At 46.4% G+C, this 18,973-nt stretch carries 15 protein-coding genes; 4 read left to right on the forward strand and 11 right to left on the reverse strand.

Translation table 11 applies throughout. The features are described from left to right. Window position 1 precedes the first annotated feature (1 nt). Window positions 2-445 carry a dUTP diphosphatase gene (locus tag JEQ21_RS00910; protein ID WP_199363583.1) on the reverse strand — a complete coding sequence of 148 codons (444 nt, stop codon included), beginning with the start codon at window positions 443-445 and terminating at the stop codon, window positions 2-4. A 183-nt stretch (window positions 446-628) separates the two neighbouring features. On the opposite strand from JEQ21_RS00910, the gene JEQ21_RS00915 reads away from it, so the two are divergent. Continuing rightward, entirely contained in the window at window positions 629-1,531 is a 903-nt protein-coding gene (locus JEQ21_RS00915; RefSeq protein WP_199363584.1) for a permease, read from the forward strand. Next, window positions 1,528-2,331, forward strand: a complete 804-nt coding sequence (locus JEQ21_RS00920; RefSeq protein ID WP_199363585.1) for a TIGR03943 family putative permease subunit — start codon at window positions 1,528-1,530, stop codon at window positions 2,329-2,331. The genes JEQ21_RS00915 and JEQ21_RS00920 overlap by 4 nt, the downstream gene beginning before the upstream one ends. 247 nt (window positions 2,332-2,578) lie before the next feature. Here JEQ21_RS00920 and JEQ21_RS00925 read toward each other — a convergent pair whose 3' ends face one another. The 4 genes from JEQ21_RS00925 to JEQ21_RS00940 form a co-directional block, all read right to left on the reverse strand. Further along, a complete protein-coding gene (locus JEQ21_RS00925; protein ID WP_199363586.1) occupies window positions 2,579-4,672 on the reverse strand; it encodes a peptide cleavage/export ABC transporter in 2,094 nt (697 codons plus the stop codon). 353 nt (window positions 4,673-5,025) lie between these two features. Next, on the reverse strand, window positions 5,026-5,328 hold the full coding sequence (locus tag JEQ21_RS00930; RefSeq protein WP_199363587.1) for a hypothetical protein: 303 nt from the start codon (window positions 5,326-5,328) through the stop codon (window positions 5,026-5,028). A 630-nt stretch (window positions 5,329-5,958) separates the two neighbouring features. After that, a complete protein-coding gene (locus JEQ21_RS00935) occupies window positions 5,959-7,755 on the reverse strand; it encodes an ABC transporter ATP-binding protein (RefSeq protein WP_199363588.1) in 1,797 nt (598 codons plus the stop codon). A gap of 1 nt (window position 7,756) precedes the next feature. Beyond that, a complete protein-coding gene (locus JEQ21_RS00940; RefSeq protein WP_199363589.1) occupies window positions 7,757-9,463 on the reverse strand; it encodes an ABC transporter ATP-binding protein in 1,707 nt (568 codons plus the stop codon). Window positions 9,464-9,642: 179 nt separating this feature from the next. Between JEQ21_RS00940 and JEQ21_RS00945 the strand changes: the two genes are divergently transcribed. Both JEQ21_RS00945 and galU read left to right on the forward strand, forming a co-directional pair. Further along, entirely contained in the window at window positions 9,643-10,659 is a 1,017-nt protein-coding gene (locus JEQ21_RS00945; RefSeq protein ID WP_199363590.1) for an NAD(P)H-dependent glycerol-3-phosphate dehydrogenase, read from the forward strand. 2 nt (window positions 10,660-10,661) lie between these two features. Then, window positions 10,662-11,570: a UTP--glucose-1-phosphate uridylyltransferase GalU gene (gene galU, locus JEQ21_RS00950; protein WP_196091266.1), complete on the forward strand. Its 909-nt coding sequence runs from the start codon at window positions 10,662-10,664 to the stop codon at window positions 11,568-11,570. A 233-nt stretch (window positions 11,571-11,803) separates the two neighbouring features. Here galU and JEQ21_RS00955 read toward each other — a convergent pair whose 3' ends face one another. The 6 genes from JEQ21_RS00955 to JEQ21_RS00980 all read right to left on the reverse strand — a co-directional run bounded on the left by JEQ21_RS00955 (window position 11,804) and on the right by JEQ21_RS00980 (window position 18,972). Beyond that, a complete protein-coding gene (locus JEQ21_RS00955; RefSeq protein ID WP_199363591.1) occupies window positions 11,804-12,463 on the reverse strand; it encodes a rhomboid family intramembrane serine protease in 660 nt (219 codons plus the stop codon). Continuing rightward, window positions 12,444-12,992: a 5-formyltetrahydrofolate cyclo-ligase gene (locus tag JEQ21_RS00960; RefSeq protein ID WP_196091267.1), complete on the reverse strand. Its 549-nt coding sequence runs from the start codon at window positions 12,990-12,992 to the stop codon at window positions 12,444-12,446. The genes JEQ21_RS00955 and JEQ21_RS00960 overlap by 20 nt, the downstream gene beginning before the upstream one ends. Window positions 12,993-13,043: 51 nt before the next feature. Further along, on the reverse strand, window positions 13,044-13,748 hold the full coding sequence (locus tag JEQ21_RS00965; protein WP_196091268.1) for an MIP/aquaporin family protein: 705 nt from the start codon (window positions 13,746-13,748) through the stop codon (window positions 13,044-13,046). Window positions 13,749-13,762: 14 nt separating this feature from the next. After that, window positions 13,763-15,586, reverse strand: a complete 1,824-nt coding sequence (glpO, locus tag JEQ21_RS00970; RefSeq protein WP_199363592.1) for a type 1 glycerol-3-phosphate oxidase — start codon at window positions 15,584-15,586, stop codon at window positions 13,763-13,765. 333 nt (window positions 15,587-15,919) lie between these two features. Next, on the reverse strand, window positions 15,920-17,431 hold the full coding sequence (gene glpK, locus JEQ21_RS00975) for a glycerol kinase GlpK (protein ID WP_196091283.1): 1,512 nt from the start codon (window positions 17,429-17,431) through the stop codon (window positions 15,920-15,922). 107 nt (window positions 17,432-17,538) lie between these two features. Then, entirely contained in the window at window positions 17,539-18,972 is a 1,434-nt protein-coding gene (locus JEQ21_RS00980) for a helix-turn-helix domain-containing protein (RefSeq protein ID WP_199363593.1), read from the reverse strand. Between the last annotated feature and the right edge of the window lies 1 nt (window position 18,973).

Below are 18,973 nucleotides of genomic sequence, written 5' to 3' on the forward strand. Positions count from 1 at the left end.
CCTAACGACCCGTGGAACCAAAGCCGCCTTGGCGTTGGCCACTAGCCTGATCCCCATCCGCCAAGAGGAAGGGCACAAATACAGCTTGAACAATCCGTTCTCCTACTTCCAGAGAAACCAGCTGATCGGTAATATTCTGCATCTGGGCAAAGATGTGCCCCTCATTGGCTTCATTGCCATAGTAATCTCCGTCAATCACCCCGACGGAGTTAATCAAGACCAACCCCTTCTTGCGCGGGTTCGATGAACGATCATAAAGATAGAGCACTTCATTGGCTTGCATATAAGCCTTGACCCCCGTTGGAACCAGCTTGATTTCGCCCGGTTCAAGTACCATAGCCTCCGCAACTTTAAGGTCATAGCCAGCAGCCTGAGCCGTCTCTCGCTTTGGTAACAACTGACGATCACTGTAGTGACTGACTAATTCAAAACCACGTAAACGCATGACTTCCTCCTATTTCTCATTCCTTTTATTATACACTAAAGGAGAGAGTCCTTGGGTTTGAAAACTTACCCCGCATTCACTTGGCTTGACCAGAAGCTGAACGGAAGGCAGCGCCAATCACTCTCACCAAAGCCAGTCAATGCTGCCTTTTGGTATAATGGTTAGCAAGAGAAAGGAGCTCTTATGTTTTCAGACCTACCTGCCAGTTTTCTGCAGATGTCGGCGATTTTTTTATCCATTGTCATCGAAGCCTTACCTTTCGTGCTCCTTGGCAGCATTATTTCGGGCTTCATTGAAGTCTACTTGACACCCGAAAAAGTCGTTCGTTTTCTACCTCAAAACAAATTTTTGAATATCCTGATTGGGTCCTTTGCAGGCCTGATTTTTCCCTCTTGTGAATGTGGAATTGTCCCTATTATTCACCGCTTTCTCAAAAAGAAGGTGCCGACCTATACGGCCCTTCCCTTTTTGGTAACAGCCCCTGTGATAAATCCCATTGTCCTGTTTGCGACCTTTTCCGCCTTTGGGAACTCCTGGCTTTTTGCACTGACCCGCGCTTTAGGTTCGCTCATCTTAGCTCAAGTCCTAGGGATTCTCCTTGGCTTCGTCTGGACAGAGGACATCCTAACCAACCATCAGGAGAACTTGCCCTTGCACGGCCACAAGCACACAGACCAAGGACAGGGACACTTTTTTCAAGCCTGGGTTCATGCCCTTGATGAATTTTTCGATTCTGGCCGCTACTTGATCCTCGGTGCCCTTTTTGCCAGTAGTGTTCAGGTTTACGTACCTACGCGCATCCTGACCAGCATCTCCAGCAGTCCCTTCGTTGCCATACTCATCCTAATGGTGCTAAGTTTCCTTCTCTCCCTTTGCAGCGAAGCCGATGCCTTCATCGGATCCTCACTCTTGGGAACCTTCGGAATGGCACCCGTTATGGCTTTTCTAGTCATCGGTCCCGTCCTTGACATCAAAAACCTGCTCATGATGACCCGCGTTTTCAAAAAAACTTTCATTCGCAATTTCATCCTGGTCACCGTGCTTGTCGTATTCCTCTTTGCAGCTAGTTTGGAGGTGCTCCTATGATTCGTTTTCTCATTTTAGCCGGTTACTTCGAGCTCAGCCTCTACCTGACCTGGAGCGGCAAACTCGACCACTACATCAACCTGCACTATTCCTACTTAGCCTATCTCTCCATGGCCCTGACTTTCCTCTTGGCCCTCATTCAATTACGCCTCCTTTTGAAGGAAGAAAAAGAAAAGGGCTCATCCAGTCAACGATTGGCCTATCTAGTCCTAGCTATCCCTCTTCTAGTAGGCTTTCTCTTCCCCACCGTCAGCCTCGATTCCACGACTGTTTCGGCTAAGGGCTACCAATTTCCCCTAGCAGCAGGGACATCGGCAGAAATCCAGGCAGACGAAGGAACAACAAGTCAGTACCTGAAACCCGACACCAGTTCCTACTTCACCAAAAAAGCCTATGAGAATGAAATGCAGGCTGTAGCCGCCAAGTATCTCAAAGAAGATACCATCCAGGTGACTACACAGAACTATATGGAATTTATGGAAGCTCTCTACGATTATCCTGACCAGTTCCTGGGCAAGGAAGTCCAGATGAGCGGCTTTGTCTACAACGACCCCAAACAAACCCAGCAACAATTCCTCTTCCGTTTCGGGATTATCCACTGTATTGCAGACTCCGGTGTCTACGGACTCCTAACCACCGGCCAAGACCAATCCTACCCTGACAATACCTGGGTCTCCGCCAAGGGTAAAATTGCCATTCATTTCCATAAGGACCTCAACCAAAGCCTACCTACCTTGGAGCTGACAGACTGGACTCGCATTGATGAACCCACAAACCCCTATGTTTACCGAGAATTTTAACTTCGTCACCCTCAATATTAAAGCTTTAGACAAAAGTCTCAACTTTTCTACATCATTTAATAAAATTACTTTGATGCAGTGGTTGATTGGTGTTTTCCTTCGCTTTTATTGAGAGAACATTTCATGTTCTCTCATCCAGAAACTCAAAGAGTCAATTCCTGACTCTTTGACCTCCGAAAACAACCTAATCAACTGTACGGGGGTCGGACAACGAACTCTTCTCAATTGAGAGAGTTCTGTCCAACTCCTATTCGGCTGTGGTTTTAATTTGCCCATTTTCCAAGCGTACAATCCGCTCCAGCCTCTGAGCCAGATCCAAACGGTGTGTGATAACAACCAGTGTTTTATCCAAGTCCAAGAGACGGTCAAATACCCGCTCTTCCGTCTCTGGATCCAAGTGGCTGGTCGCCTCATCCAAAATGAGGAATTCAGCCCCTGTCAAAAGGGTCCGAGCTAGGGCTAAACGCTGAATCTGCCCAGTAGACAAAGCCGTCCCGTCCGTCCCGACTTGCGTATCCAATCCCATAGGCAAGGCTGCCACAAACTCCGCAGCTTCAACTAATCGTAAAACCTCCCACAAGTCAATCTCAGCTGTTCCGATCGCAGCCGCCCAGAGTAGATTCTCCCGTAAATTTCCTTGGAATAAGCCCGCATTTTGAGCCAGATACTGGACTTGCCTCCGCAGGTCACGAGGATTCATACGAGAAAAATCTTGTCCGGCCAGCATGACCTGCCCTTCCAAAGGTTGGTAGAATCCAACCAGCAATTTGGCGAGACTGGTTTTGCCAGAGCCGGATATCCCCAGAATACCTAGTTTCTGCCCACGAGGAATCTCCAAATTCACAGCTTTAAGGAGCGGACTTCCGTAATCATAGGCAAAGCTAACATTCCGCACTGATAAACCACTTTGATCGCCAACCAAAGATTCTTGTCCGCTCCCTTTTCCCTGTGGCACTTGATAGACCTCCTGTAGACGCTGATAGGCCACTTGAGCCTTTTGGACCTGTACTTGAACCTGGAGTAGGTTTTCCAAAGGCCCTGTAAAATAAGCCAAGAGACTGGTGAATGTCAGGAGTTGGCCCAGGCTCAGATGCCCCTTGAGAATCAGGTGAGAGCCCCACCAAAAGATTGCCACCGTTGTCCCTAGTTGCAAGGCGCTTTTGAGGGCAGCCTGAATCTGTTCGGCACAACTGTAGGCGCAGATCTTGTCCCAAAAGTTTTCCAAGTAGTCCTTATTCTGAACCAGGGCTCCCTCTTCAATCCCCAAAGCCTTGAGGGTCTCCATGTCTTTGATATGATCCATCAAACTAGAGGCTAGTTGGGAGCCCGCCTCCAATTGTTCCTGATGATAGCCCTTAAATTTTTTCTGAAAGGCAAAAAATAATAGGGTGTAGAGAGGGACCAAAAGCAAGGCCAGTAGAAAGAGCTGCGGCGATTGCGAAGCAAGGGCAAGGCTTAGACTAACCAAGGTTAGACCATCTAAGAGCAGAGTAAGGCCCAACGAGGCTAAAGCTTCAATGATTTGGTTGGCGTCTGTGAAGCGAGAGAGAATTTCGCCGCTACGGCGCGTGGTGAAAAAGCTCATCGGCAAACTGAAAACATGAGCTAGATAATCCTCCAGCAACTTTAGCGAAAGCTGGCGACTCAAGAGGACCAAGGGATATTGTTTGCAAAATTGCAGAAAGGCTTGAAGGACTGCTGCAAAAAGCAAACACGCACTTAGGCGACTAATCCAGTCCATACGGCCTTGTGGCAAGAAGGTGTCCACAATCCACTGCAAACCATAAGAAGACAAAATAGTGACAAGGGTCAGGCAGAAACTCATGATAACAATGACTGTAAAAAGGCCCCGCTCCTGAAAAAGCAGACGAAAAAGTGACCAGAAGGATGCTTCCTTCCGCTTCTGAGCCCGATAGTCCGGACCTGGCTCGAAGAACAGAGCAACACCTGTCCATTCCTTTAAAAATACAGCATGACTCCGTTCCACCAAGCCCACCTGCGGATCTGGGTCGGCTAGGTAAACACTGGTATCTGTCACCCGATAAACCACATAGTAATGCAAAAACTTCTCGTCCTTCACCACATGAACCAAAGCCGGCTTCTCCGCCACCCCACTTGCAAGATTCTCCAAATCCAATTTTAAAGGCTGACAGATCAATCCCAATTCTTCCCCAGCTTTGACCAGACCATAGGCTGTCGTCCCATTTAAACCCGTTTTGCTTAAGGTCCGCAAATAGGCCAGGGAATAATCTGAACCATAGTAGCTCAAAAGCATGGCCAAACAAGCCACCCCACAATCCTTCCAGTCCACCTGCATCCGATAGTCTTTTTTCGAAAACATAAGATCCCTCCTACTTATTGATTCGGAAGAGAAATGAAAAAGAGGATAGGTAATAAAATCCTAACCTCTTAATTTTAGTCACCGGAAATTGCTCAGCAATAGATGACCTTCAACTTATGAAATGGCCAATCACACTAGCAGGTGTATCTAAAAACCCTTTTGATACGTTCAATTGGATACAGCAACACAAGGATAGCTTAATTTATCTCGAACAGTCTGAAACAAATCTATAATTTTGTCTGGTGTATCTTGGGAAAATGTATAGTGTATTACTCCATGGTTCATTTCACCCGCAACAATTCAAGGACGAATTTGGCGGTGAAAAATCACCGTTTCTCTATTGGGAATAGCCATCACTTCCATGAACAGACCTCCTCTACTTTTTGAAATAACGCTGGATCAACATTTTTAGCTCCTAAGACAGCAACATCAGCCACTAACTCGTTCACGTTACCCATTCGAAATGCATCTTCAGCATTTGGACTAATCTTTAATAAATAATTAAAATCACAATTCATTTGCCCCTTAACATAGGAATAGAGCGAAGTATTGAGGGCAAACATAGCTTCTTCAATAGTATTGTAGCTCTTTTTATAAGCTTTGTAAAATCGTTTTGCGGAATCCCAGTGTCTTTTATGGGTCAATTCATGAACCAATGTATCTCTCACATTTCTAGCCGCAAAGTACCCATCGGCCAAAATATTTGAAAACAATTGATCAGAATTAAGAACATCGCTGACAAACAGTATATCTTTCTTGTAATTATAACCCGCAAAGAATATTTTTCATTTGACAACTATTCCCAATCCTGTATAATAAAGATACAGAGATGACGTTCATAGCAACGCCAAAGCCCTTGATTTGTGTCAGAAATCAAGGGCTTTTTTACGTTCTTAAAAGATTAACGGACGTTTTTTAGGCTGGCCATACTGGTTGTCCTTCCTATTCAGCCATTTGCAGATAAAATAGAGCAGAATGCCAGATATTATATCTGCTACGATAGCAAGTAAGACATCAGAGATGACATCTATGAGCAACACCTCCTTTCCAGCAAAGAATTGCTCAAGGTTAAGCATTGCACTTACAAATAGAACATAAAATGAAAACCATTCCATTTCAAAACCTAGAGCTCTTGAACATTTTTTATGGATAACTCTCCCTATTCCAAACGCTTTCGCTATTCTCAGACTCTTACTGGTTCGATTTTAAAATCACGTAAACTAGAAGTCTTTAAAAAAAGACCTAGGTTTTTACACCTAGATCTGACTTTACATCTATCTTAATCCTTATTCAAAAACGAATTGATTTTTATAGAGTCCCGCATAGAAGCCATCTTGGGCCAACAAGGCTTGATGGTTTCCGCGTTCGATGACTTGGCCATCTTTAAGGACGATGATTTCATCCGCATTCAAAATAGTCTTGAGGCGGTGAGCAATGACAAAGCTGGTTCGACCAGCCACAATAGCTTCCATAGCACTTTGAATCTTAGCCTCCGTCACGGTATCCACGTTGGAGGTCGCTTCATCCAGAATTAAGACTTGTGGGTCTGTCATCAGGGTTCGAGCGATGGAGATTAGCTGCTTCTGTCCAGTTGAGAAGACATTTTGCTCGTCGTCAACCAGGGTATCATAGCCATCCGGCAGGCTCATGATAAAGTCATGGATGTGGGTTGCTTTGGCAGCAGCTTCTACCATTTCTTGAGGAGCATCTGGAACTCCAAACCGGATGTTATCGCGAATGGTTCCACTAAAGAGAACCGATTCCTGAAGAACAATCCCGACATTTTGCCGGAGGCTATCCAGGTCATACTCCCGAATATCGCGGCCATCAAACTGGATGGAACCTGCGTCTACATCGTAGAAACGGTTGATCAAGTTCATGATGGTGGTCTTACCTGAACCAGTCGGTCCAACAACGGCCACCATTTTGCCTTTAGGAGCAGAAATGCTGACGTCTTTCAAAACCTTTTGACCCGGTAGGTAACCGAAATCGATCCCTTGAATAGCCACTCCTTCTTTCAGCTCTGTAAAATGAGGGGCATGGACTGGACGAACTTCTTCGGCTTCGTCGAACATTTCCTGAATCCGTCCAGCCCCTGTGAAGGCCAACTGCAATTCTGCCCAACTCGAAGCCACTTGCATAATCGGTTGGTAATATTGTTGGGAATATTGGACGAAGGTTACGACCAAACCAAGAGCCGCAGCCGTCGTCATGGATGTGTCATTTAAGAGTAGGTTAGATCCGACAAAGATGACAATGGCCGTATTAATCAAACTCATCCCGTTCATAACAGGAAAGAGCATCCCTGCAAAGAGCCGCCCTCTGAAGGTAGCCTCTCGCACCCGATCATTCAAGACCACAAAACCCTCAATCGCCTCCTCTTGCACCCCTTGCACAATAATTGCCTTTTGCCCTGAAATTTTCTCATCCATATAAGCATTCAGCTTACTTACCTCAGCCTGTTGCAAGTTGGTGTACTTGCGCGCCATTCTTACAATAAAAACTAAAAGAAGAAGGGCGATTGGAGTAGAAGCTACGGTTACCCAGGCCAATTGCGTGTTCTGAACAAACATCATCCAGACCAAGCCAATATACAAGGCGATGTTTGAAACCACCTGCGTCAAGCTTTGATTAAAGGAGTTTTGAATATTGTCCAAATCGGAAGTAAAGCGAGACAAGATGTCCCCATCCTTGTGCTGGTCAAAAAAGGCCACCGTCAAACGCTCCAATTTCCCAAAGAGACCTTTTCGCATCCGGTTGGTTGAATGGGCCACAATACGAGTAAAGAGCAAGGTATAAATCAACATGGAAACAGTGGTAAACACATAAGTCAAAAAGAGTTTCCACATAACCGAACCGAAGGCTTCCATGCTTGGTGCAACCATTTTAGCTCCAGTTGCTTCACTAATTGCCTGGGCCTCAAAATACCCTTGTACCCAGTTTCCTAATTCCGCCAAAGCATCCCCAAGAAAGACAGGTGCCTGCACTTGGAGATAGGTGGAGGCAATAATGGCTAAGAAAATCAAGAGAAAGGATAATTTATAGCGTTTAAAGTAAAACCAGAAAAAACGTGCGGTTTTCATGTTAGGCCTCCTTTCCTTTTTGTGTTTCGTAAATTTCACGGTAGACATCATTCGTAGCAACCAGCTCCGCGTGAGTTCCTTCCCCAATCAAGCGCCCTTCATCCAGAACCAGGATTTTGTCCGCCTTGACAACGGAAGAAATTTTCTGGGCAATGATGACAGTAGTTGTCCCTTTTAGGTCCTTATTCAAAGCTTCCTGAACCAGCTTCTCGGATTTTGCATCCAAAGCAGAAGTCGAATCATCCAAAATCAAAACTTTTGGCTTACCGATTACTCCACGCGCAATGCTCATCCGCTGCTTCTGACCACCTGAAAAGTTATTCCCACGCTCTTCTACCTGGCTATCATAATTGGCATCCATGCGATCGATGAACTCCTTAGCCTGAGCAATACTGGCAGCTCGCTCCATGGCAGTAGCGTCCGCGTCAGCATCCCCTTGACGAAGATTGTCAGCAATAGTTCCACTAAAGAGGATGGCTTTCTGCAAGACGATGGAGACCGTCTTACGGACTGTTTCCTGACTCAAATCGCGCAAGTCGCGACCACCAATGGTGATTTTCCCTTCTTGTGGATCAAAAAGGCGCGGAATGAGTTGGGCTAAGGTAGATTTCCCAGCTCCAGTGGCTCCAACAACCCCAATCATCTGACCTGGCTCCACACTGAAGCTAATATCCTTGAGGATTGGATCCGTATCATGCGGGTAAGTGAAGGTCACGTGATCAAAGACCAAACTCCCCTCTAGATCCTCAAACTCAGTTTCCTTAAAGGTCATAGCTGGTTCCGTACCTAGAACTTCCTGAATCCGTCCAAGGGCAATAAAAGCCCGGCTGGCCTGCATTCCCATAAAGCTCACCATGATGATCGAGAACATAATCTGCATCATGTAGGTCATAAAGGAGGCGATATTCCCAATCGCTTCTGGCTCGGTATCAACAATCTGAGACACCATATAGATGGAGAGGAAGGTCGCCATATAAGCAATAAAGGTCACCGCTGGCATCATGATCGAGAAACCGTAGCCGATAAAGAGGTTCAAATTCAAGAGATCATTGGACACCTCTTTAAACTTAGCATACTGAGCCTTTTCCTGAACGAAGGACTTGACCACCCGAACTCCGCGGAGGTTCTCCTTGGCAATGGCATTAATCTTATCCATTAGGGTTTGGAAGAGACCAAACCGTGGTCCCATCTGACTCATGATTACACCCATAACAGTCGCAATACCTAGAACCATCAAAACCAATACCCACCAGAGACTTGGTAGCGTCCGGACAGCCATAATAAATGCTCCGAAAAAGAGAATCGGCAAGCGCAGCAAGACCTGGAAAAGCATCATCATCAAATTCTGAATCTGCGTCACATCATTGGTCATGCGCACAACCAGATTTCCAGCATTGAATTCCTCAATATTGGCATAGGAGAATGTTTGGATTTTACGGAAGGTCGCCTCCCTCAAATCCGCCGATACTCCTTGGGCAATCTTGGCCGCTAAAATGGTATTGATGACCCCCGCTAGCAAACCTGCTCCGGCAATCACCAAGAGCCAAACACCGATGGATGAAATCTTATCCTGGTTATTCTCTAAGACCGCAGCTAAGACATCACTCAAATAACTTGGTTGCATAAGGGAACTAGCCACGATGACAATGACCATGAGTACAGATCCCAATACATACCATTTATAAGGCTTTAGTGCCTGTTTTAGCATGTTTTCCTCCTTCATTCCATAAAAAAGCTCCTGGTCCATAATCATGGACAGGACACTCTCTTCTCATTAATGTATCCTAGAATCTTACCATAAATTCCTAAGCCCTGCAAGCCTCTGATTGTTTTTAAATCCCATTAGATTATGATAAAATGAAAAGGAAAACAACGAAGGAAGGAACTATGGAAAAACAAATCATTACCATCCTAGGACCCGGGTCTTGGGGAACTGCTCTAGCCCAGGTCTTAGATGACAATGGCCATGAGGTCCGATTATGGGGCAACGCCCCTGAACAAGTTGAGGAAATTAATACCCAACACCAAAATACCCGCTATTTCCAAGATATCACGCTATCCCCAAGTATCAGAGCTTATAGCGACTTGGACCAAGCCTTAGCAGATACTCAGGCTGTCCTTTTTGTCGTCCCAACCAAGGTTACACGCCTAGTTGCCCAACAAGTCGCAGCCAGTCTGGACCATTCAGTCACAGTCCTGCACGCCTCCAAAGGATTGGAGCCTGGCAGCCATAAGCGTTTGTCTACAATATTGGAAGAGGAAATCCCTGCCAATCTCCGCTCGGAAATCGTCGTTGTTTCTGGACCGAGTCACGCGGAAGAAGCCGTTGTTCGAGACATCACGCTGATTACGGCTGCTTCAAAAGATTTAGACGCTGCACGCTACGCCCAAGCACTTTTCAGTAATTCCTACTTCCGCCTCTATACCAACACCGATGTTATCGGCGTTGAAACCGCAGGCGCCCTCAAGAACATTATCGCAGTCGGTGCAGGTGTCCTAGCTGGCCTGGGCTACGGTGATAACGCTAAAGCTGCGATCATCACGCGCGGACTAGCCGAAATCACCCGTTTAGGAGTCCAGATGGGGGCAGACCCACTAACCTACAGTGGCTTGTCCGGTGTTGGGGACCTCATCGTTACAGGTACCTCCAAACACTCCCGCAACTGGCGAGCGGGTTATGCTCTTGGACAAGGACAAGATTTGGAATCCATCGAAGCTTCCATGGGCATGGTCATCGAAGGTCTATCCACAACCAAGGTTGCCTATGAGTTAGCTCAAGAACTTGGGGTTTACATGCCTATCACCCAAGGAATTTACAAAGTTATTTATGAAAATCGTCCCATCAAAGAGGCCATCACTGAAATGATGACTAATGAATTTAAAGAAGAAAACGAATGGAGTTAAACATGAATAAAAAAGTCAGAAAAGCCGTTATCCCTGCAGCTGGACTCGGTACTCGCTTCTTACCAGCGACCAAGGCCCTTGCCAAAGAAATGTTGCCCATTGTTGATAAACCAACCATCCAATTTATCGTTGAAGAAGCCCTTCAATCCGGTATTGAAGAAATCTTGGTTGTCACCGGTAAGGCCAAACGCTCCATTGAAGACCACTTCGATTCAAACTTTGAATTGGAATATAACCTAAAAGAAAAAGGAAAAGATGAGCTCCTCAAGCTTGTCGACGAGACAACTGGTATCCGCCTACACTTCATCCGTCAAAGCCATCCGCGTGGACTCGGAGATGCGGTTTTGCAAGCCAAGGCCTTCGTAGGGAACGAGCCTTTTGTGGTTATGTTGGGAGACGACCTCATGGAAGACAAGGTACCTCTCACACGCCAATTGATGGATGACTATGACAAAACGCACGCATCTACTATTGCTGTTATGCAAGTCCCACACGAGGAGGTCTCCGCATACGGAGTGATCGCCCCTCAAGGAAAAGGTACAAACGGACTTTACTCCGTGGAAACCTTTGTGGAAAAACCAGCTCCTCAAGATGCTCCTAGTGACTTGGCGATCATCGGGCGCTACCTCTTGACCCCAGAAATTTTCAATATCTTGGAAACCCAAGCGCCAGGTGCAGGGAATGAAATCCAACTAACGGACGCTATCGATACCCTCAATAAAACCCAACGTGTTTTTGCCCGTGAATTCAAAGGGAAACGTTACGACGTCGGCGATAAATATGGCTACATGAAAACTTCTATCGAGTATGCCCTCCGTCACCCACAAGTCAAAGATGACCTTAAACAATACATCATTGACCTTGGAAAAGTGTTAGAAAAAGCAGACCGCCCTCATAAAAAATTAAAATAAAGCCACAGAACAAAATCAAAAACCACAGCTAGGTTCCAACAAGTCATCTTGTGAGAGCCAGCTGTGGTTTTTGTCGGTTAAACTCTTTGAAAATTTAAGCGTTGTCCAGCCTCTTTAAATGTTATACTCTTTTAGTTTATCTTTTATTACTGTGTTAGCTCGCCTTGCCGTACTTCAGTACTGTCTACGACTCGCTGCCTTGTACTAAAAGCAAACTAAAAGACTATAAATCTCTACAAAACTGTAGCCAAGGTGATTAAAAACAAGCCAACGTAGACACCTAGGCCTAGCAGTTGGCCTCTACGACCATGAACGAGCCCATAGGGATGTAGGGGGAGCGATAGGGCCAAACAAGCTCCTCCCACAAGACCTCCCAAGTGTCCTGCAAGACTGACGCCGGGTGCCAAACTAAAGACCAGGTTCATGACTAAGAGAGGGAGATAGGATTGGCCTAAATGTTGAAGATAGGGATTTGGAAGCCAACGAAGGACTACCAAAATGGTAAAGAGACCATAGATAGAGGTTGAAGCCCCCGCTACAATCACCTCTGGACTAAAGACGAGACAGAACAGATTCCCCATCAGCCCTGCCAAAAGGTACATGAAGAAAAAGCGGACGGATCCATAAAGTCTTTCGATTTGCTGACCAAGGAAATAGATGGTTAAGGTGTTGGAGAAAAAGTGCATAAAACCAATATGCACAAAAATCGCTGAAAGAAGACGATAGGATTGGCCTAAATCCCAGTGGATCAAAGGGGGATAAAGAGCCCCAAACTGAATCAACAAGCGAGCATCCTCTACCGCACCACCAGACACGATATACATGAGCAGAAAGACGAGGCAGTTAAGGGCTACAAAAACACAGGTAACAGGACTATATTTCAATTGAGACATCATCGATAAGAAGCTCCTTTACAGCTTGATCATGGTTTTCAGGGGTGAAGTCGGCTAATTGTTGGCCGTAGACCGTAGACACGGTCCAACCAGGGAAATCGGCCAAGATACGGTCATAAAAACCTCCCCCGTAACCGATTCGATAGCCATCTTTCCGAAAGACAAGACCGGGTACATGAAGTACATCAATATCCATTAGCTTAAGGTCTGGATCAGGAAGGTTCGTCGGCTCTAAAATTCCATAGACACCTGCTCTCAAGGAACTAGCCTCATAATCCACAAAGACCATGTGACCTGGGCCTAAAACCTTGGGAACTAGCAGACGTTTGCCATCCAAGTGCGCTTGTTTCAACAGGGCTTGCGTATCGACCTCATGGCTGAGGGACAGGTAGGTGGCCACCACTTCCGCCTGCTGATAGGCCGGTGAAGCTAGCAACTTGCCCATTAACCGCTGATCGGCAAGCCTTTTTCTTTCTGGAGACAGTTGTTTCAGAGCCTCTAGCCCCTTTTTTCGTAAGATTTTTTTCATATTCCTATCATAACACAAAATAGCGGTTGGCTAAGCCAACCGCCGTGGTTCTTAATAAAGTCCGTAAACAAGGACGGCTAAAATCGCACCTAGGAAAGGCCCAACCACTGGAATCCAAGCATAGGACCAATCGCCGTCACCCTTGTGGGAGATTGGGAGGATGGAGTGAACCAAACGTGGGCCCAAATCTCGAGCTGGATTAATGGCGTAACCGGTTGTTCCTCCAAGGGACAGACCAACACCAATAATGAGGGCTGCAACAGACAAGGTTGACACGCCAGCTGCGATGTTCGCTGTTCCCATGGCCAAGAGTGTCAAGACAAGAACAAAGGTCCCCAAGATTTCAGAAATCAAGTTGGAAACATTGTCTCGAAGAGCTGGACCAGTCGCAAAGGTTCCCAAGATAGCTGCTGGATCCTCTGCTGCATCGTAATGGGGCTTATACATGAGCCAAACCAGAATTTGACCAAACATAGCACCAAGGAACTGGGCAAGGACATAAGTTCCAAAGGATGCCCATGGTAGTGAGCCATTGAGAGCCATGGCTAGAGAAACAGCTGGATTGAGGTGGGCTGGGGACAGACTACTCACCGCAAAAGCCGCAATCGCAACTGCCAGACCCCAACCGGCTGTAATAACAATCCAACCCGCATCATGGTTCTTGGTTTTAGGAAGCACAACCCCTGCTACCACCCCATTCCCTAAAAGAATGAGCAGGGCCGTTCCTAGAAATTCTCCTAAAAATTCGTTCGACATATTGTGTATTCTCCTTATGCCTTCAATGAGGCTAAATCATTTTCTGCAAGGCTGACTGCCAACTCTTCTTGGTAAGCAGCCTTTTCTTCTGGGCTCCATTCATAGTAACGAGCCATTTCTTCAACGACAGCATCCTTGATACCGTCCACTTGCTCTCGCTTGAAGAGCATGTAATTGGTGCGGCGAAGCAAGAAGTCTACGGGACTCAAGGTCAACTCATTTTGCATCGCATAGTGGAGGGATAGTGTATCCGCCAAACTCAAACCTGGAGCAGCTTGAACCGATTGGGCCAAGGCATAAACTTTCGGTGCATTTGAACCATACAAGTTGGCCAAATACTTAGCCTCATCCTTGTCCAAACCACGCGCCACACCCAATTGCACAAAGACTTCCAATTCCGCTTCGACATTATGTGGATTGAGTTCCCCACCAGAGACCGGATAGGTCTTAGAATGCACCAAGGTGAAGGACCGTTGGAATTCCTCCGCCAGAATTTGCAGGATTAACTCCATCGCTCCCTCTGCCATTTTGCGGTAGTCCGTAATCTTACCACCCGCCAAGGTTAGGAGACCATTTGGATCGCGCTCCAAACTGGAACCGCGCGATACAGCAGACGGATCCAAACTTTTCTCAGATGTAGAGGATTCCATTTTGCTAAGAACATGCTCCACGTCTTCCCTTGTTTTTTCTTTGGCAAGATAAGCTTGAACGGCTCCAATCAACTGTTCAAAGCTATCGTCGCTAAGGGAACCATTATCGCCACCATTGTAATCAGAAGCATTATTGCCCGCAATCAATGGCCGCAGACCAGCCCAACCGCTTTCAATATCCGCAACGGTCAAGTGAGCCTCTGGGAAACGATGGTTAACAATCTGCAAGAGGTAATCCACATCCTCTTTTTCCACACGAGGATGAGCCAAATCCCCTTGGTAGTCGGTATCCGTTGTTCCAAAATAAGTTTTATTTTCACGCGGAAGAACAAAAATCATCCGACCATCTGCCAAACCGGAGTCAAAATAAACCGGCTGACTAACCTTGAGACGACTAGAATCCACCACCAAGTGAACCCCCTTGGTTGGACGCATCAAACTAAAGGCTTGCTCAGGATTGCTGAGGTTACGAACTTGGTCAGACCAAGGTCCGGTTGTGTTAATCACCAGACGAGCCCGAATTTCTAAGGTTTCATCTGTCAATAAATCACGCGCCTGAACTCCGACAATCTGATCTCCTTCAAAGAGGAAGCCTTCTGCTTTGACATGATTGGCTAGATAAGCCCCATCTTGATTGGCCCGTTTTAGATTTTCAATCACCAAGCGGGCATCATTATTACGGAAATCGAGGTAGACACCGCCACCTACCAATCCTTCTTTCCGCAGGTCAGGTTCCCGCTCCAACACTTGTTCCCGACTGAGAACTTGGTTGGCAACGGAAGAACCATTGACCCCAGCCAAAAGGTCATACAAATCCATAGCCACTTTCAAACGGAAAAGATTGAAGGTAGCTCCTGGTTCATCATAAACTGGAAGCAACATTGGATCCGGCTTAGGAATATGTGGGGCAATGCGTTGCACTACCGCCCGCTCGCTCACCGTATCTGACACAACCTCCACATCAAATTGTTTGAGGTAGCGGAGACCTCCGTGAACCAATTTAGTAGAGCGACTGGAGGTCCCCTCCGCAAAGTCTTGCATCTCAATCAAACCAGTGTCCAAACCAGATGCGGCCGCTTGTAAAGCTAACCCAGCTCCAGTTATTCCTCCACCAATGATCAACAAATCCAGTGTTTGCTCTTGCATTTTTTCCAATGCCCGTGTTCGGGTACGTTTTGAAAATTCCATGGTCAATACCTATTCCTATCTAGAGATTGAGACAAAAGTCTCAAACTTCCTAATTTAGTTAGTAAAATCACTTTGACGCAGTGGTTGATTGGTTTTTTCGTTCTCTTTTATTGAGAGAACATTTCATGTTCTCTCATCCAAAAGCTCAAAGAGTCAATTCCTGACTCTTTGACTTCCGAAAACAACCTAATCAACTGTGCGGAGGTGGGACTACGAACGATTTTTACAATTAAAATCGTTCTGTCCCACTCTCAAGTCCAAGTTCGTTGATTACTAAATTTGAAGCCTGAATAAAAGGTCCACTGAACCTTTTATTCAGGGAGCTTCTGACACTTAAGCCTCACTATCGTCCGCAAAGACGCGCGTCGCTTTGACAGCTTTTTTCCAACCCTTGTAGAGTTGTTCCTTACGCGCTTCGTTCATAGATGGCTCGAAGAGCTGTCCTGTTTCGTTTAAGGTTTTTAACTCGTCCAAGTCTTGCCAATAACCGACAGCCAATCCAGCCAAGAAGGCTGCTCCCAAGGCTGTTGTTTCAAGGTTCTTGGCACGTGCAATATCAATGCCCAAGATATCCGCTTGGAATTGCATCAAGAAATTATTCATGGCTGCCCCGCCATCAACCTTGAGGAGGTGAATAGCCGTTTCTGCATCCACTTGCATGGTGTCGATGATATCTCGAACCTGGTAAGCAATGGACTGAAGGGTCGCCTTAATAAAGTCTTCCTTGCTAGTGCCACGTGTCAAGCCAAAGACGGATCCACGGGCATTTTGATCCCAATAAGGAGCTCCCAAACCGGTAAAGGCAGGTACCACATAGACTTCATCGTTACTTTGAGAAGCAAGGGCTAGGCTCTCTGATTCTGGAGAGGCTTCAATCATCCGCAAACCATCCCGTAACCATTGAATCGCTGAACCGGCAATAAAGATCGAACCTTCAAGGGCATAGTACACCTTACCATTAATACCATAGGCAATAGTCGTCAAGAGATTGTTTTGAGACAACTGCATCTTCTCACCGGTATTCATGATGATGAAGGAACCAGTTCCATAGGTATTTTTCACCATTCCTGGTTCAAAGGCTAATTGACCAAAGAGGGCTGCTTGTTGGTCCCCAGCCATACCAGAAATCGGCACTTCTCCTCCATAGAAATGGAAAGGAGCTGTTTTGCCATAAATCTCAGAGTTGGAGCGAACCTCCGGCAACATAGCCTTTGGAATATTCAAGATTTCAAGGATCTCATCATCCCACTCCAAGGTCTCGATATTGTAAAGCATGGTCCGAGCCGCATTGGAATAGTCTGTCACATGAGAAGCCCCGTCAGTCAATTTCCAAACCAACCAGGTGTCAATCGTTCCAAAGAGCAACTCACCTTTTTCAGCTCGTTCTTGAGCTCCTGGAACCTGGTCCAAAATCCAACGCACCTTGGTTGCTGAGAAGTACGCGTCAATCACCAAACCCGTTTTCTTATGGAAGAGCTCTGTATAGCCATCCTGCTTCAACTGTTCTGCCAAAGGCGCTGTTTGACGAGATTGCCATACAATCGCATTGTAGATTGGTAGCCCTGTTTTCTTATCCCAGACCACCGTGGTTTCCCGCTGATTGGTAATCCCGATTGCCGCCACCTGACTTGGTTTAACACCACTCTCAATAAAGGCACCCGCAATGACAGACTGAACAGAGGTCCAGATTTCATTGGCATTGTGCTCTACCCAGCCAGCCTCTGGGAAAATCTGCGTAAACTCCTTCTGACTGCTGGCAACCTTCTCTCCCTTTTTATTGAAAAGAATCGCCCGCGAACTCGTCGTCCCCTGGTCAATGGCCATAATATATGTTTCAGTCATGATCGACCTCCTAAGGTTTTAGTATGACTTTAGTATATCAAACGCTTTCATTCGCATCCTATCAACTTTTTTGCTTTTATAAAAAAAACTGATAGGATTTTGTGATGTTTTCACAAAATCCTATCAGTTTGAAGAAGTTCACGAATGACTTCCAGGTCATAGCCTAACAAATCTCCTTGGAGGACATAGAGGGGCTGGGTAGGATAAGTCCGCCAAGCGGCATCCGTAACAACCAGACTATACTCCATCCCTGCTTGATAGGTTTCCACTTCAATTAAACGGTTGTGTTGCAGGTACTGTTTGAGGGTCCGAACCATCCGCGCCAAGACCAAAGGTGACCGGTAAGAATCCACCGCCAGTCGCTTAATGGGTTGTTTCAAGTCTCCCAGATAATCCAAAATCTGAACAAAATCCCATTCAAAAGCTAAGAGGCGACTATCCCCATCGTCCACTAAACGCAAAGCCAGAGAACGAGACACATCTACTGTAATCCAGGATTGAGGATAGAGTCGGGTATAAGAGCGTAAAGCTCCCTCTACTTCCCAAGGGACAAGTCCTCCTTCAAAGAAATAGACCTGACTAGCCAAGCGGCCCAAGTCATCTAAAACAGGGCCTGGTCCTTGAGGAGACACCCCTAATTCTTTCAGAGCCTGGAGTAATTCTGTCACCTTATCCTGAATCGGACCCCCAAAAGCCAAGAATTTCTCCATCTCCCGACTAGACAAGAGACCCTGTCCCAATAGAAAGGCAAACAAAAGGCTCAGCTCAGACGAATCCCAATCCAAGCTTGCCAAACGGCTTGTTAACTGCTGAAAGGTTGGGTGTTCCTGATACAACCGCAACTCTGCTGACAATTTCTGCTGAAAGCGCTGGCGTAGCTGAGACAAAGACCACCAAATCGCCAAGTCCAGTCCCGGATCCTTCTGAATCACCGACTCAACCACAGCTTGAAACTGCTGATAGTCTGCCTGTTGCTGGATTCTAGCAAAATCCTCTGCTTGGGTCATTCCTCGCAGGAGTTCAAAGGCCAAGTACCGCACCTGCACTTCACTCCCTCGCAAACGGCCATTTTGAATGGCCAATCCAAATTCCTCCAATAACTGGTTGAGGCCTAGCAGCTGGCGGTTCAAGGTTGCTTCACTGATTTGAAAACGAGCGGCTAGCGTCTGAATACTGAAAACCTGCTGGGACCAAACAGCTTCCAAGATTCGAAAACGCAGAGAGCGCCGTAACAAAATCCCTGTCACAGCCGGCAAACGAAAATCTCGCCCCGCCTGTAAGCGCAAAAGGTCCCCTTCTAGGCTCAGATGAGCTCCTAGACTTTCTCGGTCTAGGAGCTCATTTAATTCCTCTAAATATTTCAAAAAAGTTTTTCGGGATAAACCCGTTCGAGCCTGAAGCTCTCCCAGAGACAAAGGTCCACCCTCCTGTAGGAGGGTGGTGATTATCCGATAGGAAGCCGCTGCTACCTTGTCCATTAACTGTGCACAATCCATTTTATACTCCCAAGTGAGACTGCGCGTCGCCGCCTCTTCTCTTTTCACA

Source organism: Streptococcus sp. 121 (assembly GCF_016458205.1).
In the GTDB taxonomy this organism is placed as follows: Bacteria; Bacillota; Bacilli; order Lactobacillales; family Streptococcaceae; genus Streptococcus.